The organism is Pseudomonas sp. EU05-FHT14B02 (genome assembly GCF_058791055.1).
The window spans coordinates 93,494-115,941 of the sequence record NZ_JBYTDD010000022.1 but is presented as its reverse complement, the minus strand read 5'-3'; the positions used below and the strand labels follow the sequence as shown (position 1 = coordinate 115,941).

The window sequence follows — 22,448 nt, the reverse complement described above, 5'->3', positions numbered from 1 at the left end:
CCGGAGAATCACTTCAGCATTTGATATATGTCAAGGTCGCTTGTGACAGCTCTGCTAATTACTAAGTCTGCATGCTGAAGTCTTTAATTTTGGCGAATGCGGCCTGACACAAACACCGCAATCGGTTAATTCAGAACTTGGTTCAGCTCACCCCCACTAAGGCAGCTAGACATGAAAAATACCAGATTGGCCGTGGCCCTCTTCACCGCATCGTTAGCCCCCATATGGGCATTAGCAGCAGAGCAATCTCAAGTGACGCAGACGCAACAACAAGCCCCGAATGTTGCCGAATTCGATAAGCAGATGGTTCAGGCACAAGACACCTTTGAGAAGATGCAGGCACAGATGGAGAAAATTCAGCAAACCCAGGATCCCCAGCAGCGGCAGAAGCTCCTTCAGGAACATTGGAATACGATGCAAAATGGAATGAACATGATGAACGGTATGTGGGGGCCGGGAATGAAGGGCAAAGGACACATGATGGGTGGTAGCCACATGATGGGGTGGCAGGACTACTCAAACTTGACCCCGGAGCATAAGAGTCAACGCCAGTACATGATGGACAGGTACACGGGGATGCAACAGATGATGATGGATAACATGATGAAGCACCAAAACTACATGCAAGGGCAGCCACCGGCCAAGCCTGCACAGTAGGAATTTGCTCGTTTTTTTTGATTGTGGAGTGCGTTTTCGGTTAACTCGGGGCGTACTCCTCTAACGCGTATAGCGAGAAGAAGCTCACTCCGTCCTTTCTGACGGTCTCATATCGCCTCGGCACGCCTGGGTAAGGCGATAGAAATCAGCACCGACAGGTCTGCGGCATAAGGTATGACTGTTCGGCGGCGCGTGCCATGCCACCCACCTTGGCCACGGAGCAGAACTAAAGCAATTGCCGGTAGTTGAGCATCTGAATCAATACTTCGTAAAAAACGAACAGTTCGTAACGAATAAACGATTTTTATTGATGCAACATGCCCCTTAGCATGACCTCTTCCAGCCCATTGCTGCGCCATGCGGAGACAGTCATGCAGATGGCCATCCAATGCCGTGGTTTCGAGCTAACCGAGGGTTTGCACGATTACCTCAGCAAGCGCCTAGCCTACAGCTTAAGTCACGGCACCGCCCGCATTGGGGCGGGTGATCGTGCGGCGCTACATGAGTATCGGCCAACCTTGGATAGTTAAATGACCGCCATTAGCGTCGGCCAATTTTGGATGTGGGCCGCCTTCATCGGGTTCGTCCTCGCCATGCTGGCGCTGGATCTTTTCGTCTTCGGCGGGCGCAAGGCGCATCGTGTTTCGGTACGCGAAGCGCTGACCTGGGTCATCGCCTGGACCAGTTTGGCGTTGGTCTTCTCCGTCCTGCTCTGGTGGTATCTGCGCAGCACGTTCGGCGCCGAAGTGGCCCAGCGTACAACGCTCGAATTCCTGACGGGCTACCTGATCGAGCAGTCACTGTCGATCGACAACATGTTTGTTTTCGTGATGATCTTCGGCTATTTCGCCGTGCCGCCAGAATTGCAGCGCCGTGTCCTGCTCTATGGCGTGCTCGGCGCCATCATCATGCGTGCCGGTATGATTTTCGCCGGTGTCTGGCTGGTGCAGGAGTTTGCCTGGCTGCTCTATGTCTTTGGCGCTTTCCTCATCATCACCGGCGTCAAGATGCTGATCTTCGCCAACCAGCAGCCAGACCTCGAAAGGAACCCTCTGCTGCGCTGGCTGCGTGGCCATCTCCGCATCACCGACGGTTTTCACGGCGAGCGCTTCTTCGTGCGCCAGAACGGCCTGCGCTGGGCGACGCCGATGTTCCTGGTGCTGGTACTGATCGAGGCCAGCGACCTGGTGTTCGCGGTCGACAGCATCCCGGCTATCTTCGCCGTCACCACCGACCCCTTCATCGTGTTCACCTCCAACATCTTCGCAATCATGGGCATGCGCGCACTGTATTTTCTGCTTGCCGACATGGCCTACCGCTTCCACTTGCTCAAATATGGTCTGGCCATCGTACTGGTGTTCATCGGCGGCAAGATGCTGGTCGCACCGTGGTGGCACATGCCGATCCAATGGTCGCTGACCACAGTCGGCGGCATCATCTTGATTTCGGTACTGTTGAGCCTGACTTTGACGAAGAGCAAAGCACGGGTTACGGGAGAACAATGATGAGTTTGAGACAAGAACGGGCGATACCGGCACCAACGCTAGCTGAGCACGACAGTGACGGTCGCCTGATCGGCGTAGTCATCGACCACAGCCAGCCCTTGTCGTCGGCTGAGGACAATGCCTGGCTTGGGCCATCGATGGTTCCGAGCATTCACTACGCGCGGCCGCAGAAGCCACGCGCTTGGCAGGCCTGATAAAAAGCGGCGCCATCCATCTGATCAATGTCCAACCTTGGCTCGGCAAAGAAACGGCGGAAAGCGAACAGCTACACAGGAGCAGCTAGCGAGAGCGGGGATTTTTCATCAGATCGAATGGGGGCTGCTCAGAGTTTCTCTTAGATGAAAATCAACTAACTTAGTCGACCAACCACCTAAACTTTAAGCAAAAAAGCCACCATACTCAGCCATTGAGTTGAGCGCGCAGTAAATGCCCGCAAAAGAACAACTCGATTTATTCCACCAAGGTCGGGGATATCCATCGGCGCGTAGCATTTGCGCGGGTGGATAAGCGCAGGCAGACACGGTATTCAAAGCGGCAGACGCTCAGCCGCTTTCTTTGCCACCAGCGCAAGTAACAAGAAGTAACGCATCATCCGACACCAAGTGTACCGGCCGCGTTACAACTCAAACAAATATAGATGCATTGGAACAACAGCGCCAGCGCTGTGGAGTCAACTTGCGCAGTTGCATGAGCGATCAGCAGCCGTTCTGGTAATTAATGCCAGTTCGATTCAAGCGTTAACAATCGCACTGAGCGGGCAGAATTCGATTTTAGCTATCGCGTGCATGATGTCGGTAAGTGAGCTTCCGGTTGACGGGCGGGCAAGGCCAAGAACGTCCTTGCCGCCGCCCCACATAAAAACTGTACTCACGCACAGGAAGACTCTCATGCACACCATTCGCAACACCTTGGTGGTGGTGGATTCGCAGCAGTCCAAGGACCTGATCCTGAATAGGGCCAAAATGATTGCCAGTGCCACCCAGTCGCACCTGCATCTACTGGCCTGCGACAAGGGACACCACCATTCCTCTTACCTGAACGAAATGCAAGGCAGCTTGGCACAAGAGGGGTATAGCGTGAGCACCCAGCAGGCCTGGCATGGAAGTTCACACAAGACCATCATCGCAGCCCAACAAGCGGAGGGGTGTGGCCTGGTGATCAAGCAGCACCTGCCCGACACCCCGCTGATGAAGGCACTACTCACCCCCGAGGATTGGAAGCTACTGCGATACTGCCCCAGCCCGGTGCTTATAGTAAAAACCACAAGACCCTGGACCGGTGGCGCTATTCTCGCGGCCATCGATGCTGGCAGCAGTGATATGGAGCATCGCGTCCTGCATTCCGGCATCGTCAGCCACGGCTACGACATCGCCACACTGGCCGGCGGCACTCTTCACATGTTGAGCGCCCACCCCTACCCCATGCTGTCGGCGGCCGACTCTGTATTCCAACTCAAAGAAAGCATTCAGGCTCTCTATCGCGAACTGTGCAAGACGTTCCAGGCCGAATTCGATGTCAGCGACGAACGCCTGCATATCGAGGAAGGTCCTGCCGATGTGCTGATCCCGTACATCGCGCACAAGCTCGAAGCCGTGCTCACGGTGATCGGTAGCGTGGCCCGCACCGGACTGTCCGGCGCATTGATCGGCAACACCGCCGAGATGATTCTGGACACCCTGGACAGCGACGTACTGGTGCTAAAACCAAACGATATCATCACCCACCTGGAAGAACTGGCCGCTCCACCAGCGAGTCCATCGGCCGATACGGCAGCATCCTCTTGGCCGTATAACCACCATAACCATCGGCCACATAGCTAGGAGTTAGTCAACTGCACCGGCCAACCAACTGCCTTGGCATAGCCCCTCAGGCCAATCATGCAGACTCACTCAGTAAACAAGACCTGCTGCCCTGCCCGTCCGCGCCAAGAAGAAGGCGGGGCCGGCCCGCACCGGAATCTGCGAGCAAACATGTCTGCAGGATGAATTGCCACATGTTTCTTTGGCACTTGTGATCGTCGGCTTTGGGTCGATTCTGTTGAAAAAGTCGGTTCTTCCAGACTGCCCGCATACTGACCGCTGAAAACGCCTTTTTTGCGCGCCGCTACGCGAAATCTGCCCCCGGAATCCTCTGCTCAAAGTAAAGATTTCAATCTCAAGCGCGTACTTTTCTGTCGTGGAAACCATGGCCGACTTTTTCAACAGAATCGGTCGATTGCAGCCCTTCCAGACAGGCAGCAATCGGCCAGAAATGGCCGGTGGTCGTTGCATTACGAGTTTCACCGGCTTTTGGCTAAGCTTAATAAATCAGGGCGAACTGAAGCCTTGAGTAATAGCGGCCATCAACGGATCTGGATTGGCATCAAGGCGACACTCCCAAGGGAGACGACTATGTATGCGGTTATAAGAACCTACCTGGGTACTGGAGCAAAGCAGCTTTTCGAGTTGTTGGAAGAGCGCAATGCCGACGTCGAAGCGACCCTGCGGACAGTGCCTGGCCTCGTCAGCTACACACTGTTGAATACAGGTGATGGTGGTACAGCGGTGACTGTTTGCACGGACAAGGCCGGCAGCGATGCGAGCCTGAAAGTCGCGCGTGACTGGATTCAGAAAAATGCATCGAATATCCGCGTGAACCCGCCGATCGTGACGGAAGGTCCGGTCATTGTGCAGATCAGCTAGCGACCGGTCCGCAGGATGGTGAGTGCTATACTTTTTTTCAGATTGCACCGGGTGTGCAACGTTCCCCACAGTACAGCTGCCGAGTGCTGCCGGACAGAGGAGGTCTGCAGCAAACCCGAGACGGGAGGTGTGGCATGAACCGACACTATTACATCAGTGACAATCTCAACGATCTTGAAAACGTTGAATGTGAATTGGAAGCCAGCGGCATCAATTCCGAACAAATTCATGTACTCAGTGAAAAAGTTGCTGATGTAGAAGAACATCACCTCCACGAGATCAGTTCGCTGATGGAACAGGATGCTGTTCACTCTGGTGAGATTGGTGCGGTGATCGGCGTGCCACTTGCAGCGTTGGTTCTGGGTGGTGCCTATTGGATGGGCTGGACCGAATCCGCCGCAGGCTGGATGCCCTTTATCTTCCTTGCCATTGTTGTATTGGGCTTCTGCATCTGGGAAGGCGGTTTTTTTGGGTTCCAGGTGCCGAACACTCACTTCCGCAATTTCAAACAGGCAGTAAAAGAAGGCAAACATATCTTCTTCGTGGATGTTGAACCGAATCAGGAATCGGTACTGGACCAGGTCATCAAACAGCATCCGAAGCTGAAGATCGCCGGCACGGGAACGGCAGCCCCCCACTGGACAGTGGCCTGGCAGCACAAATGGCATCAGTTCAAGCGAGTGATATCGGGTTAGCGCCTAGGGACTCAAGGCCATCCGAAAGCTGCTTGCCTACTGGCCAAAGAAAATACCCCTGCTGAGGAAAATATAGTCTGCCTCGGAGGCCATCAGCCCGATAAGCACCAGTAAACACAACGGTGGCACCAGTATGGCGTAGACCAATGCCAGGCGCTCCCATGCCATATGCATGAAGATGGAGACAATCAAACCTGCCTTCAACAACATGAAAGTGATGATCAAGGACCACCGAAGGTAGCCATGAAAGTGGAAATAGTCGACAAGGTACGACAGCGTGCTGAGGACGAATAACAGTCCCCAGATTTTAAGGTACAAACTGATTGGATGTTGCTGACCCTGAGCATGTGCCATCACCTGTGCTCCTCTACCATAAATAGAAGAATGCAAAAATAAATACCCACACCAGATCCACGAAGTGCCAGTAAAGCCCGGCTATCTCGACGTTCTGATAGTTGCCGGAGCGCTCATAATCTCCGCGCCATACCTTCAGCGCCACAATGCTGAGGTAGAGGGCGCCGATTGATACATGCAGTCCGTGAAAACCGGTAATCATGAAAAAGCATGCGCCAAATTGCGCCGCTCCCATGGGGTTCCCCCAGGGACGCACCCCTTCTGCGATGAGCTTGCTCCATTCAAATGCCTGCATGCTGACGAAAGTCACACCCAAGGCAGCGGTCGCCAGCATCAGGGCCGCGGTTTTCGCGCGATTACGGCGATAGGCGAAATTGACGGCCATGGCCATGGTGCCGCTGCTACTGATCAGCACAAAGGTCATGATGGCGATCAGAATAAGAGGGATTTCCTTGCCGCCGATGGTCAATGCGAACACTTCACTGGGGTTCGGCCAGGCGCTGGTGATGGTCATGCGTACCGACATGTATCCGGTCAGAAAACAGGTGAATATAAACGTGTCGCTGAGCAGGAATATCCACATCATCGCCTTGCCCCAGGGCACCTGCTTGAAGGCCTCTTTATCCGAGGACCAATCGCTGGCGATGCCCTGCCATCCCGGTGCAGGCGGCGAACCTGGTGGATTGGATGAGCTGGATTCGACTTGGGCTTGTGGGTGCAATGCCATGACTGTTCACCTCAGGCCGCAGAATCTGGCGATGGCTTCATAGGTTTGCGGTGTGCTGGCCAGCAGCGCGAAAAGCACGAACCAAAGGCCCAGCAAGTAATGCCAATAGATGGCGCAGAGCTCTACGCTGGCACCAAGTTGCGCCAGTGGCACATGACGCAAAAATCTGGCGACGATCCAGCACCAGGCGATCAGCCCGCCCAGCAGGTGGAGCCCATGCAGGCCGGTCAACAGGTAGAAGAAACTGTTGGCCGGATTGCTGGCGACAAAGTAGCCCCAGGCGACAAACTGCTGCCAGACCCAGAGTTGCCCCGCCAGAAAGGCAATGGCAAACACCCCGCCCAATGCAAAACCAATGACCGTTGCGCCCAGCCGAGCCTTTCGGGCGGCCATACGCGACCATTGCAGTGCGATGCAACTCAATACCAGAAAAGCCGAATTCAGCCAGAGCGGCCGAAGATTGCCTAACGGCGCCAAAGGCTCTGTCAGGGGGAGCCAGTCGGCCATTTGAGAACGGGCAATAAAGGCGATCAGGAAGAGGAAGAATAACGAACTCACCACTACCAGAAACAAGCGCAGGCCTACCCTTGCGGTTTGGCTTCTATCGGCATCCTCGGCGGCCGGTATACCCTCAGGGTCGCGACTCCAGCTACCGCCGGGATCAGCGCCGTCGGCGTTTCTCAATAGCAGTCTGTTCATGTCTTGATGTCCGCCTTGGTTCCGGCACTGAGTTGCCGCATCTGCTCCAGCTCCTCGGCGGAGACCGTTTGCGGCACGAAATCCTGCTCTATCCCCGGCACACTGTAGTCATAGGCCCAGCGATGCACGACCGGCAACTTCTCTCCCCAGTTACCGTGTTTCGGCGGGGTGTCCGGCGTTTGCCATTCCAGGCTGGCCGCACCCCAGGGATTACTGCCTGCGGGCTTGCCCTTGAATGCACTCCAGGCCAGGTTGAACAGGAACAGCGACTGGGAAACGCCGACAGTCAATGCGATCACCGTAATGAAGGCATTCAAGTCTTGCGCGGACTGCGGAATGAACGCGTAGTTTTCGTAGGCGTAGTAGCGACGTGGCATGCCCTGGAAACCCAAGTAGTGCATGGGGAAGAAAATGGCGTAGGTGCCCAGAAAGGTTATCCAGAAGTGCAACTTGCCCAGGGTGTCGTTCAACATGCGCCCGGTGACTTTCGGGTACCAGTGATAAATGCCGCCGAACACCACCAGTACCGGGGCTACCCCCATGACCATATGAAAATGGGCCACGACGAAATAGGTGTCCGAAAGCGGGATGTCCACGATCACATTGCCGAGAAACAACCCGGTCAGACCGCCGACCAGGAAGGTGACGATAAAGGCCAGGGCAAACAGCATCGGCACGGTCAGATGGATGTCTCCGCGCCACAGGGTCAGTACCCAGTTATAGACTTTCAGCGCCGTCGGCACCGCGATGATCAAAGTAGTGACGGCGAAGAAAAAACCAAAGTACGGGTTCATTCCGCTGACATACATATGGTGCGCCCAGACCACAAAACTGAGTACGCCAATCGCAATAATGGCCCACACCATCATTCGGTAGCCGAAGATATTTTTACGCGCATGGGTACTGATCAAGTCGGAGACCAGACCAAACGCAGGGAGAGCGACGATATAGACCTCCGGGTGACCGAAGAACCAGAACAGGTGCTGGAACAATATCGGGCTGCCACCCTGGTGATCGAGCTGCTGCCCAAGCGAGATCATCGCCGGCATGAAGAAGCTGGTGCCCAACAGCTTGTCGAACAGCATCATGACCGCACTGACAAACAACGCAGGGAAGGCCAGCAAGGCCATGATCGAGGCCATGAAGATGCCCCATACCGAGAGCGGCATGCGAAACAATGTCATGCCGTGCGTGCGCGCCTGCAACACCGTGGTGACGTAGTTCAACCCGCCCATGGTGGCGGCGACAATAAAAATCGCCAGTGAGACGAGCATCAGGACAATGCCCCACTCGACCCCCGGTGTCCCTTGGGTAATGGACTGTGGCGGATAGAGCGTCCAGCCCGAACCTGTGGGGCCGCCAGGGACAAAAAAACTGCTGAGCAACACCAGTACAGCCACCAGGTAGAACCAGTAGCTGAGCATGTTGACATAGGGGAAGACCATATCGCGGGCGCCCACCATCAGAGGAATCAGATAGTTGCCGAAGCCCCCCAGAAACAAGGCCGTGAGCAAGTAAATGACCATGATCATGCCGTGCATGGTCATCGCCTGATAGTAAGTACTGGCGTCCATGAACGCCAAACTGCCGGGGAAACCTATCTGCATGCGCATCAAGCTGGACAACACCAGAGCGATAAGACCCACGAAGATGGCCGTCAAGGAATATTGAATGGCTATGACCTTGTGGTCCTGACTCCAGATATATTTGGTCAGGAAACTCTTGGGCTCGTGCAGTGCTTCTGTCTCGGCTTGCTCCGCATAGGCCATCACGTCATCCTCCTGCCGAAGTTTCAGTGCATTCCTGGCTGTTTTACGGCTACTTCCCTGGCTCCGCCTTGCTCGCATCAGCGTCAGCATTGGCTATGGATTTGATAAAAGCGATCAGCGCATTGAGCTCCTCGTCACTCGGAGCCAGAGCCGGCATGACGGCTGCATAGCCCTTGACGATTTTGGCACTGGGATGCAGAACCGACTCTTTGATATAGCCCTCGTCGACCTTTACGCTCGTATCGTCGGCAAGGGTTTGCGTCTTGCCATACAGGCCTTGCCAGCTGGGGCCGACGCCCTTGTTGCCATCGACACTGTGGCAGGCCAGACAGCCGAGCGAGCCGGCCAGTCGCTGCCCCTGCGCCACCAGGTCTTCACCCGGGCTCGACGCTTCGCCGGTCGAAGGTTCATCGTCTTGCCCCGCAGCACCCAGTGATTTGATCAGGGCGATGACAGCGCCCAGTTCATCGTCTTTGAGAGTATAGGCCACCATCACCGGCGGGTAGCCCTGTACCAGCCGGGCCTTCGGATCGAGAATCGACTCTTTCAGGTAGGCCTCGTCGACCACCGCACTGGTGCCATCGGCAAACTGTTCAGTGCGGCCGTACAGCCCTTTCCATCCCGGCCCGAGACTGGCACTGCCATCCTGGCTATGGCAGGCCTTGCAGCCGAGCTGTTCGACCAACTGGCGGCCTTTTTCCAGCACGCTGTCGCGACCGGGTTTGGCAGTTGTCGTCAATGTCTGCGCAAAAGTCGGTTGGCCTTTGAGCCATTGATCGAAGACGCCCTGCTCTTCCACGATCATATGGCCACGCATGTTGTAATGACCTACGCCACAAAATTCAGCGCAAAGGACTTCGTATTTTCCGGTTTTGGTTGGCGTAAACCAAAAGTACGACACCATTCCTGGCACCATATCCATCTTGCTGCGAATTTGCGGCACATAGAAATCGTGCAGGACATCTTTAGCCCGCAACAAGACTTTCACCGGTCGGTCGAGCGGAAGGCGAACTTCATTATTCAATACAAGCACATCGTCCTGCCCTGCAGGATCCTTGGGATCAAGGCCGAAGGGATTGGCGCCATCAATAAACCTGATATCCGATTTGCCCAACTTTGCGTCCTGGCCTGGAAAACGAAAGGCCCACTGCCACTGCTGGGCGACCACTTCAAGTTCGTAAGCCTCTTTCGGCACCCGGATGAAATCGTTGTAGACAACAAGGCCTGGCGCCAACATCCCGGCAATACCTACCGACGTAATGATGATTAACCACAGTTCCAGCTTTTTATTTTCTGGCTGGTAGGCCGCCCTGGCGCCCTCCTTGTGACGATACCGCATCACCGCGAGCGCCATGAATACCGTGATGGCAATGAAAAATATTCCGCTAATGATCAGGGTGATGAACAGGGTGGTGTCTATGGAACCCCAGTTGGAAGCTGCCGGAGTCGCGTGCCAAGGCGCCAGTATGTGGAATAGCACTGATGCAATAACGATTAGTATCAGGACAATTGCTATTGCCATTTCCTCTTCATCCTATTCCTGTTGTTCATTGGTTATGCAAAAGCATCGCCACTGACGTCCAAGCAGGGCAGACAAATACCACCCATCGGGGCGGCAAAGTCAGTAAGAAGTATAGAGCCCATCGGGTTGTACGTGAGGTTGGCAAGCGAGGTCCGGCGACCGGCTATACTGAATGCTTGATGACGGACAGCAGGGTCGGCCAGAAGCGGCGCCAAAAATCGAACCCTGCCCTTGTGCAGTCATCCAACATAAGTAATGGCATCGAGCAGGAACGATAGCTACAGATTCCAGCAATCCACATGGGAGGTTTCGTCATGAGTGCCCTGACGATCGAAGGCTGGTGCAAAACCAGTGGCGCCCAAAAATCCACCCCGATCGGGGAAGTTCATTTCAATGTCGACGGCCCTCTGCACCTCCGTCTGGAGCAGGCCGAAGAGCGCTTGCAGAACACCCACAAGCAGGAAGCCATGGTCGATGTCGATATGGACTCGATGGATCTGATCATGCCCGAGGGATACGCCCCCTTGTCCGACTGTCAGATGCGTGTCTATTTGCACGACGAACGCGGGCAGTTCCATCTGGTTGGACACCGGGCGAGTGACGGCAGTTTGATCTACACCAATGCGGTGTTGATAGATCAGCTGCTTGATTAGCGGTTACGTGATTTCGGCATCGATGTTTCTCCGCGGGTAATGTGCGGTGCCGAAAACTCACTCGTCTATTAAACAGGATTCAGTGTGTTGCTTCGACCAGTTGAAACCACAGTTAGAAGCGGCCCTCTCGCCCCGTTGAATCCACCTCGCCTCAGGGACAAGTAGCACCTAGCAAAAACGATCGGTGAAACAGGGCCGCTACTCTCTCCAAAAATGGGGTACTACACCCACCCAACCAGGCATTTACCACCAACTTTGAGGAATGTTCCCCCTCCTCCTTTCGCGCGCGTGCCCCCCCCTCGCAAACAGCTTGTTAATTAATTTGAGTTTTTTCTTCGCCCTATTGAAATGGCTCATAAGTTGCACCACCCCCGGTACCCGCAACAACTGTCGTCCCGGACATCATGGAGACGGCGGGGCTCGCCGGATTCGGCATGACACGAGGGGTAGGAAATGAAACGCGTGACACCACCATGCGACTCCATCGCCTTACACCCAAGTCAAGCCTGTGGTGCGTGTTCCACGCAAAAGTGAGGATGGGTGATGGCTTCCACTGAAAGATCAATTGCTCGAATCATGAAACGGCCGATGGCCCTTTATAAGCAGCTGGCTGAGTTGGGCCTGATGTTTATCGCGTTGGTGATGACGCTGGCGTTGTCCGCTGTACTGGCGATGGAATTGACCCTTGGAGTGTTCTGACGAGTTATTGCTCATACGACGAGCGCCCGTTTTACCAGGCACCCATGTAAAGAAAGCGGTTATGGGAGGTGTGTCATGTGGAATCAGCCTCTGATGATTGTGGCGATCTACCTTGCCATCACCCTCTGCATCGGCTGGTTGTGGTCCGTTACTATCCTGTATTGGCTTTGATGCACTGGAAAAAGTGAATCACCACCTGACTTTATGAACACACATGGCTGGCAGCCATGTGTCGGTCAGGGGGAACCGAAGGTTAGCCGGTCAGATGGTCCATGGGGGCGCGGGAGTAAACTTTGACTCGATCCATTGTTTGAACGCGACGACCACGGCCCCCGGAAACTTGGCTGATGGCCTGACCAGGTAGACCCCACCTGCGGTATCCAATTGCCAGTCAGGAAGGACCTGCAACAGTCCCCCGGCAGCAATATCACGACTCATCAACCAGTCACCCGCCCCCAGTATTCCCGCATCGGCGCAGGCCGCTGCAAGTAATGATTCGCTGTCGTTGGCCGTCAGATTTCCTTTGGGAGAAACCGTCTGCAGTTCATTGCCACGATGGAGTCTCCACTGAGGAAAAGACGCAAGGCCACTGAAGCGAAGGCAATTGTGCCTGATCAGGTCCTGTGGCGTTTCGGGCATGCCGTGCTTTGTGATGTAAGCAGGCGAGGCACAGAGTATCCGGCGATGGTCACTCAGTTTTTTGGCTATCAACCGGCTGTCGTCCAACTCTCCGATTCGGATCGCCGCGTCAAAACCTTCATCGATGATGTCGACCAGACGCTCGCTATAGTCAGCGATGATCGAGACATGCGGATGAGCCTTGAGAAACTCCGGCAGCATCGGGCCAAGCCAACGTCTGCCCATGGCTGCCGGCAATGCAAGGCGCAAAGTACCGCGGATTTCGCTGGCGCCCTCGGACGCTTGCTGCTGCGCATCATTCATCAATTCGATGGCTGAGCGAAGGCGTTGCTCCAGCCTGGCACCTGTTTCAGTAATTCGAACCTGGCGGGTGGAGCGCTCCACAAGCCGAACGCCAAGGCGCTTTTCCATAGCGGCGAGTCGTTTCGAAACGACTGTTGGGTGTCGCTGCAATAGCCGGCCTGCCCCGACAAACGAGCCTTGCGAGGCCACGGCCAGAAACGCAGCGATTTCGTCGCTGTGCTGATTGTTCAAAACATCAAGATTCATGGTTTTAGAATGATCGCCCCCGATGAACGCCCGGACTCCAGGTCCGCATGCGCCAATGCTGCGTCCGCCAGAGAGTAACTTGCCCGGACCGAAGGTTTGATAATACCTGCACCAATGGCGGCCAACACATCCTGCGCCCGTTCCTGGTACTCAGAGGCACTCGTCGTATGGGCTGCCAACGAAGGACGTGTCAGGAACAGCGAGCCTTTGGTATTGAGTGTCGACAGTTCCACGGCTGACGGCGCACCTGATGAGGCTCCGAACGATACCATCAGGCCTCGTGGTCGCAAGCTATCCAGGGATGCCTGGAAAGAAACACGCCCTATCGGGTCATAGACGACATCGACCATTTTACCCTTGGTGATACGAGCGACCTGGGATGCCAGGCTGTACGCATCGAACACCAGGACTTCATCGCATCCCGACGCCAGAGCTTTCTCGACACTGGCCTGCTTTGAAACCACGCCGATCACGGTGGCACCCAAGTGTCTGGCCCACGGCACCATGATTTCCCCCAGCCCTCCGGCCACACCGTAGAGGAGAATGGTTGTACCGGGCCCCACAGGATAGGTGGCTTTCAACAGGTACTGCGCAGTGATGCCCTTGAACATGACGGCTGCTGCATCGTCAAATGACAGCCAATCCGGAATTCTGACCAACCGCTCTGCCGGATAAAGCCGGGCCGAAGCATAGGAACCCAAGGGGCCGGTGGCATAAGCGACGCGATCCCCTACTCGCACGTTGCTGACACCCGCACCCACAGCGGCGACACGCCCCGCGCCTTCCAGCCCAAGTCCAGATGGCAAGGCAATGGGCACCGCCCCTTTTCGTTGGGTAACGTCGAGAAAGTTGACACCTACAGCCTCTTGCTCAAGCCACGCCTCGCCCTGGCCGGGCGCTTGTTCGCTCAGTGTCTCCAGGTTCAGTACTTCAGGGTTGCCGAACTGGTTAAACCGGATCGCAGATACCATGGTCATCTCTCCATCAGTCAGAAGCCGTTATCAAATGAATGACCTCAGTGTGATAACTGATCTACCGATGAACAAGACGGGTTAATTGCAGGACATCAATGCACTGACTGCAGCAATATAATCGCGGATTGCACGCTTCACTACGTGGGGCATGTTGGTTTCATTCTGATTTTGGAGATGCCAAAGATTGCCTCCGAGAGTCCGCCATGGGTCGGATATAACGCTTGGTGACAGACAGAAATCGGCCAATACCCGACGCCTGACAACCGGTCATGACATGTCATGACCTCCTTGAAAAACGGGCTTTTGCCAACAAATACGGGGGTTAAAGGACGAACGGTCGAGAGGCGTCAAGCGTGGGGAATTGCCGGGAGTTTGCAGCCACTACAGGCTTTACGGGCATGCGCGTTCGTCGCGGTCAAGTGAACTTCACTTTCACCGCGTGTCACATTAGGTCCTTGTCAAGCGAACTTCAGTGGAGGTACAGCCTTATGAGCATGGCCACGATTGTCAGTGCCGTGATTTCCAGTCTCGCACCCAGTGTCTTCGACCAGAACAGCCTTCAAGAACCTGGCGCGCATGTCTCCGCCGTCGATTACCACTACGGTATGGACATCGATGTCAAACAGGTACTGCAGCGCACCGATACATCCCACAAGACCGGCGTAGTACCAGTGACTGTGGTCTACCTGGACAGCCAGGGTGAGCTTCACAAGATCCGTTTCCTCGAATGGGGTGCAAGCCCCGCCAACCCCACCAGCATTGCCTGATCTGCTCGTCGTTTGGATTCCGGGCCTCACCGCCCCCAGAAGCGGAAGTTAAACCTCCCATGCACGCAGTGCGATTGAGGTTTTTGGTTACCTGAAAATGGACATGATCGAATGACTAAACGTTCATTCGAGAAACTCACTATTGTCTTGCTGGCGTAACGTCGCAAGATTAACTGATAACAATTGCTGGATCTAATTGGCAATCAGCAACGGCAAAACCCAATCAAGCCGTGACGAGAGCCAAGTTGATTCACTATTGAAGCCAAGAGGTCACCATGGAACTTAGTATGTTTTCTTCGTCCACCGTGGAATATGTGCGTTTGGGCGTTGTATATTTTCATCTTATCGCCTGCTGTGTAGCAATCGGACTGGTCTTGACCAGTGACATTGCAATGGTCAAGCAACTCCTGAAGGGGGATGCGCCAGGCCACCACGATGACGCGCACATGGAAAGCCTTCAAAAAACCGTAGTGCTTGCACTTGTAGCGCTCTGGATTACGGGCATTGGTATTGTCGGAATCGATTATGCCGGGAAGGGAATGGAGTATTTCCTCAATCCAAAACTGCAAGCCAAAATCGGCATAGTTGTGCTGTTGACCTTTAACGGCTTCCTGTTGCATAGCGCTGTATTGCCGGCGCTGAAAAAAGCCGGTTCGTTACTCAAACTCTCCTTCAGCTTGCGCATGCTGGCGCTGTTTTCCGGTGCCCTCTCTGGCGTGTCATGGTTCTATGCCGCCATGCTGGGTATTGGTCGTCCGCTGGCCTGGAAGTACTCGCTGGTGGAGTTGCTGGCAGCCTATCCGGTACTCATCATCGGTGGTTTCGGGGCGATGGTCCTGCTCACCGCCTGGGCAAAAGACAAAGACACCGAAGTGCGTTTGGAGCGAGACACCAGGCCTCTGGGGAACGCCGCCCTGGCTGGATGGTGAAGCCAGGTTGAACAAGGAAGTTCAGCTTTAGCCAATAAAATCCGCTATTAGCCGTTCGCAAAATTTGAGTTGAGCACCTGACCGGCAAAGTTCCCCCGCCGGGTGACGATAGTGAAATGTCAATTACCCGCAGTCGTCATGGAGATCGGCATCTATCGCTTCCCCTTCATGCAGACTACGGACAGATATGCCCCCCAAAGAACACCACATAGGGCAAGTATCAGCTCCGGATTGAAAACACTCTGATCGACCGGTGCCACCAGGATTTCGCTATAAAGGCACATGGCGCCCGCGATCAACGCAATAAAGTAGCCAGTCCGGTTTCTAGTCCGGCGCAGCAACAGAACCTTTTTCAGACCCTCGTCTTTCCATTCCTGTAGGGGTATGAGTTGGATCTCCTCCAGCAGCACCACTCCCCACAGCAATGCGCATAACCAATAACCTATCATCATGATGCTCTCCAGTTTGAACATTGATTCAACATGAATGCAGCGTGCACTCCGCGCTCAACTTGCGAGTATCAATTCCGGAGTCTTTTCTGACTCGTGAAACTTGCTCTCATGCATATCCTGAAGGCCATGGCTGTACAAGACTTTGACGAAGACAACTCCATTGAGCGGACGAAAATTTGCCGAGAGGTAAATATGCTTGATTGGAACTATGCTTGATTGGAACGGCTCCCGCTATCGACGTTAGCAGGACATCTTTGTGGAGATTTCGACCAAGAACTTGTAGTGATTCCACTACAAACAGTCTGGTGCCCGGCTGCGTCGGATGGCAGACCGCTCTAAGTCAACAGGCCGTTTTCGAGTGCATAGCGGGCCAGTTTCGCGTTGCTGTCCATCCCTGTTTTTTCCAGGATACGTGCCCGGTACGTCGTGACGGTACTCGGGCTCAAGTGCAATATCTGAGCGATGCGAACAATTCTCTCGCCTGCAGCGAGGAGCTTCAGTACTTCAAGCTCCCGGTCGGATAGCGCTTCGTGGGGCGCCGCGTCGCCTTTGCCGATAGCGTTGACCAGTTTTTCCGCCAGCTCAGGACTGACGTGCTTGCCACCTGAGGCCACCTTGCGAACTGCCGTAACCAGGGTGGCTGCGGAAATATCTTTGGTGAGATAGCCCGCAGCGCCGAGCTTGATTGCGCGTAACGCATAGGCCTCGACCGAATGCATGCTCAGCATCAGAACGGCGAGCTTGGGCTTGTGCGCACGCATGAGTTTGAGGAGTTGGAGGCCGGTCTTGTCGGGAAGCTGAATATCCACCAGCGCCACGTCGAAATCCTGCTCCCGAACCAGGAGCATTGCGTCTTGTGCCGTCTCCGCTTCACCCGTTACGTCGATCTCGCCGGCAGTCTCCAGCATGCGTCGCACGCCGCTACGCACAATGCTGTGATCGTCCACCAGCAAGACTCTGATTTTGTGGTCAATCATCTGAATTTTCCATTCGCACCCGCAAGGCCCCGGCCGTATCGTGTCTCGACGTACAGATGATGTTGAACCCGCCGGCACAGTGGCGCGCGCTCATGCATTCCCCCACTAGCCCTGCGGCCAGTGGCCAGTGGCCAGCAAACCATGAAATCTACTGCAGAGTTTGACGTTAGCAGGCACAGAGCACACTTGCACTTTTGCCTCAGGCGTTAGCGGCGCCTAAGCTCTTAGGATTGTCTGCACGCCCATGGGTAATGCCTTGCCCGTGGCATCAATTTGGACTGGACAGAGGCATGGCCACAGTGACGACACCGATCGAAGTTTTCGACATGAAGACGTTGCTGGCAGCGCTGCAGTCGTTGCGCAAAGGTGACTTCACTACGCGTATGCCGCAAGACTGGACCGGCATGCCGGGCAAGATCGCCGACACGCTCAACGAGATCATCGACATGGCAGCCGACACCACCACCGAATTCGAACGCGTGGCGCGTCTGATCGGCAAGCAGGGCAAGGTCGATGAGCGTATCGAACTACCGATGATGAAAGGCTCATGGCAAAAGATCGTCAACTCGAGCAATGCGCTCACCAGCGACCTGATCAGCCCGATGAACGAGATCATTCGCGTTGTCGGTTCGGTTGCCGAGGGTAATCTGAACCAGCAGGTACCGCCGGTACTCAACGGCCTGAGACTGCGGGGTCAGTTCCTCAAATCCGCCGAAATCGTGAACACCATGGTGACGCGACTGGGCTCCTTCGCTTCCGAGGTGACCCGCGTGGCGCGCGAAGTCGGCACTGAAGGGATTCTCGGTGGGCAAGCCAATGTCAAAGGGGTGTCCGGCACCTGGAAAGACCTGACCGACTCCGTCAACGACATGGCCGCCAATCTGACCACCCAGATGCGCAACATCGCTTACGTGACGACGGCGGTGGCCAAAGGCGATCTGGGCAAGACGATTACCGTCGAAGCCAAGGGTGAGATTCTCGAGCTGAAAAACACCATCAATACGATGGTCGGCCAGCTCTCCAGCTTCGCTGCGGAGGTGACCCGCGTGGCGCTGGAAGTCGGTACCGAAGGCAAGTTGGGCGGTCAGGCGGAAGTGCGCGACGTATCAGGCACCTGGCGCGACCTGACCGAATCGGTCAATGGCATGGCGGCCAACCTGACCACCCAGGTGCGCAACCTCGCGCAGGTGACGACGGCGGTGGCGCGTGGCGACCTCGGCAAAAAAATCACGGTTGAAGCCAAGGGCGAGATTCTCGAGCTGAAAAACACCATCAACACGATGGTCGACCAGCTCTCCAGCTTCGCCGCGGAGGTGACACGCGTCGCGCTGGAAGTCGGTACCGAAGGCAAACTGGGCGGACAGGCCGAAGTGACCGGCGTATCCGGTACCTGGAAGGACTTGACCAATTCGGTCAACGGCATGGCGGCCAACCTGACCACCCAGGTGCGCAACATTGCCGACGTGACGACGGCGGTGGCCAACGGCGACCTTTCACGCAAGATCACAGCCGAAGCGAAAGGTGAAATTCTCCAGCTCAAGGAAACCATCAACACCATGGTGGACCAGCTCTCGACCTTTGCCGACGAAGTGACGCGCATGGCTCGCGAAGTGGGGACCGATGGCAAGCTCGGTGGCCAGGCCAAAGTGACAGGCGTCGGTGGAACCTGGAAAGATTTGACCGACTCGGTCAACAGCATGGCGGCCAACTTGACCAATCAGGTGCGCAACATCGCCGACGTGACGACGGCGGTGGCCAAAGGCGACCTGGGACGCAAGATCACCGTGGAGGCCAAGGGCGAAATCATGGAGCTGAAGAACACCATCAACACCATGGTGGACCAGCTCAATAGCTTTGCCGCCGAAGTGACGCGGGTGGCGCGCGAAGTCGGCACCGAAGGAAAGCTCGGGGGGCAGGCACAGGTGCAAGGCGTGTCCGGCACCTGGAGGGATTTGACCGAAAACGTGAACTTCATGGCCGCCAACCTGACCAGCCAGGTGCGAGGCATTGCGAAAGTGGTGACCGCGGTAGCCAACGGCGACATGAAGAAGAAGCTGACACTGGAAGCCAAGGGTGAGATCGCCGAACTGGCCGACACCATCAACGGTATGACCGATACGCTGGCGCTGTTCTCCGATCAGGTGACTTCGGTGGCGCGTGAAGTGGGCGTCGAGGGCAAGCTGGGGGGCCAGGCCAACGTGCCGGGTGCTGCCGGCACCTGGCGCGATCTGACCGACAACGTGAACGGTCTGGCGGCCAACCTGACCAATCAGGTACGCGCAATTGCCGATGTGGCGACTGCCGTGACCAAGGGCGATCTGACGCGTTACGTGGAGGTGGAAGCTAAGGGTGAAGTGGCGGAGCTGAAGGACAACGTCAACGAGATGATCCGCAACCTGCGGGAAACCACGCGGCAAAACGCGGAGCAGGATTGGCTCAAGAGCAATCTGGCGAAATTCAACCGTCTGCTGCAGGGCCAGCGCGATCTGGCGGCAGTCTCCAAAATGGTGTTGTCTGAACTGGCTCCGCTGATCAATGCCCAGCACGGTGTGTTCTACATGATGAACGAGAGCCCGCCCGATCCTGCGAAGCTCAAGCTACTGTCCGCTTATGCGTACAAGGGAAACATCAATGTGAACGATGAGTGGCGGCTCGGCGAGGGCCTGGTCGGGCAATGCGCCTACGAGAAGCGGCGCATCCTGCTGACCGATGTACCCGCAGATTACGTCGCTATTTCATCCGGACTGGGCGCGGCCGCCCCGCTGAACATCATCGTGTTGCCGATCCTGTTCGAGAACCAGGTCAAGGCCGTCGTCGAAATGGCTTCGTTCACGCGCTACAGCATCATTCATCAAACCTTCCTTGATCAGCTTGCTGAGTCGATTGGTATCGTGCTCAACACGATCGAAGCCAATATGCGTACCGAAGAACTGCTCAAGCAGTCGCAATCGCTGGCGCAGGAGCTGCAAAAGCAACAAGAAGAATTGAGACAGACCAACGAGGAACTGGGGGACAAGGCTGGACTGCTGGCGGAGCAGAAAGCCGAAGTCGAGCGCAAGAACCGCGAAGTCGAAATCACCAAGCTATCGCTGGAGGAGAAGGCGGAGCAACTGACGCTGACCTCGAAGTACAAGTCCGAATTCCTCTCCAGTATGTCCCATGAGCTCAGAACGCCATTGAACAGCTTGCTGATCCTGGCCCGCCAGCTCAGCGACAACGCGGAACACAATCTCACACCCAGGCAGGTCGAATATGCCAAGACCATCCGTAGCGCGGGCAAAGACCTGCTGGAGCTGATCGACGAGATTCTCTATCTGTCCAAGATCGAGTCGGGTACGGTCACACTGGATCTGAATGAAGCGCTGTTCGCCAATCTGCACGACCAGATCGAACGTACCTTCCGGCCGGTCGCCGAAAGCCGGGGCCTCTCCTTCACGATTGAACTGGCGCCTACCCTGCCCCCCGTCATCTGGACCGACGAAAAGCGCCTGCTGCAGGTGGTCAAGAACCTGCTGTCCAACGCCTTCAAGTTCACTGAGCAAGGCAGCGTCAAGATCAGCATCGCGCCTGCTGTGTCCGGGTGGAGCGTGGACAACAGCGAATTGAATCGTGCCGATGCGGTGGTCGCCTTCGTAGTCACCGACACCGGCATTGGCGTCTCTGCCGGCAAGCAGAAGCTGATCTTCGAAGCGTTCCAGCAGGGAGATACCGGAACCTCACGAAAATACGGCGGCACCGGCCTCGGCCTGTCGATCAGCCGCGAACTCGCACACCGGCTGGGCGGTGAGCTGCGACTGATCCCCGGTGAGATCGGCAAGGGCAGTACTTTCGCGCTGTACGTGCCCTTGCGTACACAGGATGCCCAGGGTCAGACGCTAGACGAATCAGCGACAGAGGCAATACCTGGCCAGGTCAAGCGCGACCTCATGTCAAACCCGACTGCACAGGTACTGGACGACCGCGAGTCTGTCCAACCCGGGGATCAAGTGTTGCTGATGCTCGAGGGCGACGCCCGATTCGCCAGCATTCTGCTCGAGGCCGCGCACCAGAAGGGGTTCAAGGCTATCGTCACGACCCGTGGCGCGGATGCACTGGAGCTTGTCGAGCGCTTCAAACCCACCGCGATCACGCTGGACCCGGGCCTGACGGACATCGATGGCTGGTCGCTGCTCGAGCAGTTGAAGCGCAATTTCGCCACGCGTCACATCCCGGTCCAGATCATCTCGATCGCTGACGACCACACCCGCGGGCTGCGCTATGGCGCTTTCGACTATCTGCTCAAGCCGGTCACAGCCGACGAGATTCAAAATGCGCTGGTCGGCATCGTGGCATTCGCTCGGCGCAAGACCCGGAACCTGCTGCTCATCGACGGCGACGAAGGGAGCCGTGCCCGCATCCTCGATCTGCTCGGTAACACCGACGTGAAGATCGAAACGACCGACAGCGGCGCTGACGCCATGAAGAAACTGGCAAAGAAACGCTACGACTGCATGGCAATCAATCTCAAACTGCCCGACGCATCCGGCATCAGGTTTCTCGAGGCGTTGCAGGAAGACCCCGCCATGCGTGAGTTGCCGATCGTCGTCTATGGTGTAGAGACGCTGACCAAACCGGAGCACGAGCGTTTCAGGACACTGCTCGGCAAGGGCGTCATCAAGGCCGTTCAGTCCCCCGAGCGCATACTCGACGAAACCGCACTGTTTCTACACCGTGTCGTCGCCAGGCTGCCGCAGACCCAGCGCAGAATGCTGGAAAAACTCTATGAGGGTTCGGACAGTCTCGAGGGTAAAAAGGCCCTGGTGGTCGACGATGACGTGCGCAATATTTTTGCCCTGACCAGCGTGCTTGAGAGCAACAAAATGTTGGTGGCCACGGCCGAAAACGGCCGAACCGCCATTGAACTGCTGCAGCAGCAGCCCGATACCGACATCGTGCTGATGGACATCATGATGCCCGAGATGGATGGCTTTGAAACCATGCGCCAGATCCGTACATTCAAAAGATTTGAAGCCCTGCCCATGATTGCGCTGACGGCCAAGGCGATGATGGGTGACCGTGAAAAGTGCATCGAGGCAGGAGCCTCGGACTATGTCAGCAAGCCGGTGGATACCGACCAGCTACTGTCACTGATGCGCAAATGGCTCTATCGATGATTCTGTGCCGCGCTCATTGCGCGACAGCAAAGGTGGCAAAGTGTGCA

At 55.9% G+C, this 22,448-nt stretch carries 19 protein-coding genes; 10 read left to right on the top strand and 9 right to left on the bottom strand.

Features of this window, described 5'->3' with window-relative positions:
- Positions 1 to 171 precede the first annotated feature (171 nt).
- The 6 genes from AC3WTM_RS20250 (at position 172) to AC3WTM_RS20225 (ending at position 5,538) form a co-directional block, all read left to right on the top strand.
- Positions 172 to 657, top strand: coding sequence for a hypothetical protein (locus AC3WTM_RS20250; RefSeq protein ID WP_102670032.1), 486 nt, complete (start codon positions 172 to 174; stop codon positions 655 to 657).
- 530 nt (positions 658 to 1,187) lie between these two features.
- Positions 1,188 to 2,162 (top strand): TerC family protein, encoded by a 975-nt coding sequence (locus AC3WTM_RS20245; RefSeq protein WP_102670030.1) that lies wholly within the window; start codon positions 1,188 to 1,190, stop codon positions 2,160 to 2,162.
- Complete coding sequence (locus tag AC3WTM_RS20240; protein WP_102670029.1) at positions 2,162 to 2,356, top strand: hypothetical protein; 195 nt, start codon at positions 2,162 to 2,164, stop codon at positions 2,354 to 2,356. Before AC3WTM_RS20245 ends, AC3WTM_RS20240 begins: the two co-directional genes overlap by 1 nt.
- Before the next feature lie 693 nt (positions 2,357 to 3,049).
- On the top strand, positions 3,050 to 3,982 hold the full coding sequence (locus AC3WTM_RS20235) for a universal stress protein (RefSeq protein WP_102670028.1): 933 nt from the start codon (positions 3,050 to 3,052) through the stop codon (positions 3,980 to 3,982).
- A gap of 570 nt (positions 3,983 to 4,552) precedes the next feature.
- Entirely contained in the window at positions 4,553 to 4,843 is a 291-nt protein-coding gene (locus AC3WTM_RS20230) for a hypothetical protein (RefSeq protein ID WP_102670026.1), read from the top strand.
- Between the two features lie 134 nt (positions 4,844 to 4,977).
- Positions 4,978 to 5,538: a hypothetical protein gene (locus AC3WTM_RS20225; protein ID WP_102670025.1), complete on the top strand. Its 561-nt coding sequence runs from the start codon at positions 4,978 to 4,980 to the stop codon at positions 5,536 to 5,538.
- 36 nt (positions 5,539 to 5,574) lie between these two features.
- Here AC3WTM_RS20225 and AC3WTM_RS20220 read toward each other — a convergent pair whose 3' ends face one another.
- Genes AC3WTM_RS20220 through AC3WTM_RS20200 form a run of 5 tightly spaced genes read right to left on the bottom strand, consistent with a single transcriptional unit; the run spans position 5,575 to position 10,609 of the window.
- Positions 5,575 to 5,892, bottom strand: coding sequence for a cytochrome C oxidase subunit IV family protein (locus AC3WTM_RS20220; protein ID WP_057715332.1), 318 nt, complete (start codon positions 5,890 to 5,892; stop codon positions 5,575 to 5,577).
- A 13-nt stretch (positions 5,893 to 5,905) separates the two neighbouring features.
- Positions 5,906 to 6,619 carry a heme-copper oxidase subunit III family protein gene (locus AC3WTM_RS20215; RefSeq protein ID WP_102670024.1) on the bottom strand — a complete coding sequence of 238 codons (714 nt, stop codon included), beginning with the start codon at positions 6,617 to 6,619 and terminating at the stop codon, positions 5,906 to 5,908.
- A gap of 6 nt (positions 6,620 to 6,625) precedes the next feature.
- Positions 6,626 to 7,318: a cytochrome c oxidase subunit 3 gene (locus AC3WTM_RS20210; protein WP_102670023.1), complete on the bottom strand. Its 693-nt coding sequence runs from the start codon at positions 7,316 to 7,318 to the stop codon at positions 6,626 to 6,628.
- Positions 7,315 to 9,087, bottom strand: coding sequence for a cytochrome c oxidase subunit I (gene ctaD, locus AC3WTM_RS20205; protein WP_102670022.1), 1,773 nt, complete (start codon positions 9,085 to 9,087; stop codon positions 7,315 to 7,317). Before ctaD ends, AC3WTM_RS20210 begins: the two co-directional genes overlap by 4 nt.
- Before the next feature lie 49 nt (positions 9,088 to 9,136).
- Positions 9,137 to 10,609 carry a cytochrome c oxidase subunit II gene (locus AC3WTM_RS20200; RefSeq protein WP_102670021.1) on the bottom strand — a complete coding sequence of 491 codons (1,473 nt, stop codon included), beginning with the start codon at positions 10,607 to 10,609 and terminating at the stop codon, positions 9,137 to 9,139.
- Between the two features lie 314 nt (positions 10,610 to 10,923).
- Here AC3WTM_RS20200 and AC3WTM_RS20195 point away from each other — a divergent pair, with 314 nt between their 5' ends.
- Entirely contained in the window at positions 10,924 to 11,262 is a 339-nt protein-coding gene (locus AC3WTM_RS20195; protein ID WP_102670109.1) for a hypothetical protein, read from the top strand.
- 960 nt (positions 11,263 to 12,222) lie between these two features.
- On the opposite strand, the gene AC3WTM_RS20190 is transcribed toward AC3WTM_RS20195, so the two are convergent.
- Together AC3WTM_RS20190 and AC3WTM_RS20185 are read right to left on the bottom strand one after the other, a co-directional pair.
- Complete coding sequence (locus AC3WTM_RS20190) at positions 12,223 to 13,149, bottom strand: LysR family transcriptional regulator (protein ID WP_102670020.1); 927 nt, start codon at positions 13,147 to 13,149, stop codon at positions 12,223 to 12,225.
- Complete coding sequence (locus AC3WTM_RS20185; protein ID WP_102670019.1) at positions 13,146 to 14,120, bottom strand: quinone oxidoreductase family protein; 975 nt, start codon at positions 14,118 to 14,120, stop codon at positions 13,146 to 13,148. The genes AC3WTM_RS20190 and AC3WTM_RS20185 overlap by 4 nt, the downstream gene beginning before the upstream one ends.
- A gap of 491 nt (positions 14,121 to 14,611) precedes the next feature.
- On the opposite strand from AC3WTM_RS20185, the gene AC3WTM_RS20180 reads away from it, so the two are divergent.
- Positions 14,612 to 14,890 carry a DUF2790 domain-containing protein gene (locus tag AC3WTM_RS20180; RefSeq protein WP_102670018.1) on the top strand — a complete coding sequence of 93 codons (279 nt, stop codon included), beginning with the start codon at positions 14,612 to 14,614 and terminating at the stop codon, positions 14,888 to 14,890.
- Between the two features lie 275 nt (positions 14,891 to 15,165).
- Positions 15,166 to 15,819: a hypothetical protein gene (locus AC3WTM_RS20175; protein ID WP_102670017.1), complete on the top strand. Its 654-nt coding sequence runs from the start codon at positions 15,166 to 15,168 to the stop codon at positions 15,817 to 15,819.
- A gap of 152 nt (positions 15,820 to 15,971) precedes the next feature.
- On the opposite strand, the gene AC3WTM_RS20170 is transcribed toward AC3WTM_RS20175, so the two are convergent.
- Positions 15,972 to 16,271: a hypothetical protein gene (locus AC3WTM_RS20170; protein WP_102670016.1), complete on the bottom strand. Its 300-nt coding sequence runs from the start codon at positions 16,269 to 16,271 to the stop codon at positions 15,972 to 15,974.
- 335 nt (positions 16,272 to 16,606) lie between these two features.
- Complete coding sequence (locus AC3WTM_RS20165; protein ID WP_057715341.1) at positions 16,607 to 17,248, bottom strand: response regulator; 642 nt, start codon at positions 17,246 to 17,248, stop codon at positions 16,607 to 16,609.
- A gap of 290 nt (positions 17,249 to 17,538) precedes the next feature.
- Here AC3WTM_RS20165 and AC3WTM_RS20160 point away from each other — a divergent pair, with 290 nt between their 5' ends.
- The gene (locus AC3WTM_RS20160; RefSeq protein WP_102670015.1) at positions 17,539 to 22,401 is read left to right on the top strand and encodes a HAMP domain-containing protein; all 4,863 of its coding nucleotides are present in this window, start codon (positions 17,539 to 17,541) and stop codon (positions 22,399 to 22,401) included.
- Positions 22,402 to 22,448 lie beyond the last annotated feature (47 nt).

Excerpts from the sequence above, each read along its gene's own strand:
- AC3WTM_RS20250 (WP_102670032.1), top strand. The coding sequence starts at position 172 with ATGAAAAATACCAGATTGGCCGTGGCCCTCTTCACCGCATCGTTAGCC.
- AC3WTM_RS20245 (WP_102670030.1), top strand. The coding sequence starts at position 1,188 with ATGACCGCCATTAGCGTCGGCCAATTTTGGATGTGGGCCGCCTTCATC.
- AC3WTM_RS20240 (WP_102670029.1), top strand. The coding sequence starts at position 2,162 with ATGAGTTTGAGACAAGAACGGGCGATACCGGCACCAACGCTAGCTGAG.
- AC3WTM_RS20235 (WP_102670028.1), top strand. The coding sequence starts at position 3,050 with ATGCACACCATTCGCAACACCTTGGTGGTGGTGGATTCGCAGCAGTCC.
- AC3WTM_RS20230 (WP_102670026.1), top strand. The coding sequence starts at position 4,553 with ATGTATGCGGTTATAAGAACCTACCTGGGTACTGGAGCAAAGCAGCTT.
- AC3WTM_RS20225 (WP_102670025.1), top strand. The coding sequence starts at position 4,978 with ATGAACCGACACTATTACATCAGTGACAATCTCAACGATCTTGAAAAC.
- AC3WTM_RS20220 (WP_057715332.1), bottom strand. The coding sequence starts at position 5,892 with ATGGCACATGCTCAGGGTCAGCAACATCCAATCAGTTTGTACCTTAAA.
- AC3WTM_RS20215 (WP_102670024.1), bottom strand. The coding sequence starts at position 6,619 with ATGGCATTGCACCCACAAGCCCAAGTCGAATCCAGCTCATCCAATCCA.
- AC3WTM_RS20210 (WP_102670023.1), bottom strand. The coding sequence starts at position 7,318 with ATGAACAGACTGCTATTGAGAAACGCCGACGGCGCTGATCCCGGCGGT.
- ctaD (WP_102670022.1), bottom strand. The coding sequence starts at position 9,087 with ATGGCCTATGCGGAGCAAGCCGAGACAGAAGCACTGCACGAGCCCAAG.
- AC3WTM_RS20200 (WP_102670021.1), bottom strand. The coding sequence starts at position 10,609 with ATGGCAATAGCAATTGTCCTGATACTAATCGTTATTGCATCAGTGCTA.
- AC3WTM_RS20195 (WP_102670109.1), top strand. The coding sequence starts at position 10,924 with ATGAGTGCCCTGACGATCGAAGGCTGGTGCAAAACCAGTGGCGCCCAA.
- AC3WTM_RS20190 (WP_102670020.1), bottom strand. The coding sequence starts at position 13,149 with ATGAATCTTGATGTTTTGAACAATCAGCACAGCGACGAAATCGCTGCG.
- AC3WTM_RS20185 (WP_102670019.1), bottom strand. The coding sequence starts at position 14,120 with ATGGTATCTGCGATCCGGTTTAACCAGTTCGGCAACCCTGAAGTACTG.
- AC3WTM_RS20180 (WP_102670018.1), top strand. The coding sequence starts at position 14,612 with ATGAGCATGGCCACGATTGTCAGTGCCGTGATTTCCAGTCTCGCACCC.
- AC3WTM_RS20175 (WP_102670017.1), top strand. The coding sequence starts at position 15,166 with ATGGAACTTAGTATGTTTTCTTCGTCCACCGTGGAATATGTGCGTTTG.
- AC3WTM_RS20170 (WP_102670016.1), bottom strand. The coding sequence starts at position 16,271 with ATGATGATAGGTTATTGGTTATGCGCATTGCTGTGGGGAGTGGTGCTG.
- AC3WTM_RS20165 (WP_057715341.1), bottom strand. The coding sequence starts at position 17,248 with ATGATTGACCACAAAATCAGAGTCTTGCTGGTGGACGATCACAGCATT.
- AC3WTM_RS20160 (WP_102670015.1), top strand. The coding sequence starts at position 17,539 with ATGGCCACAGTGACGACACCGATCGAAGTTTTCGACATGAAGACGTTG.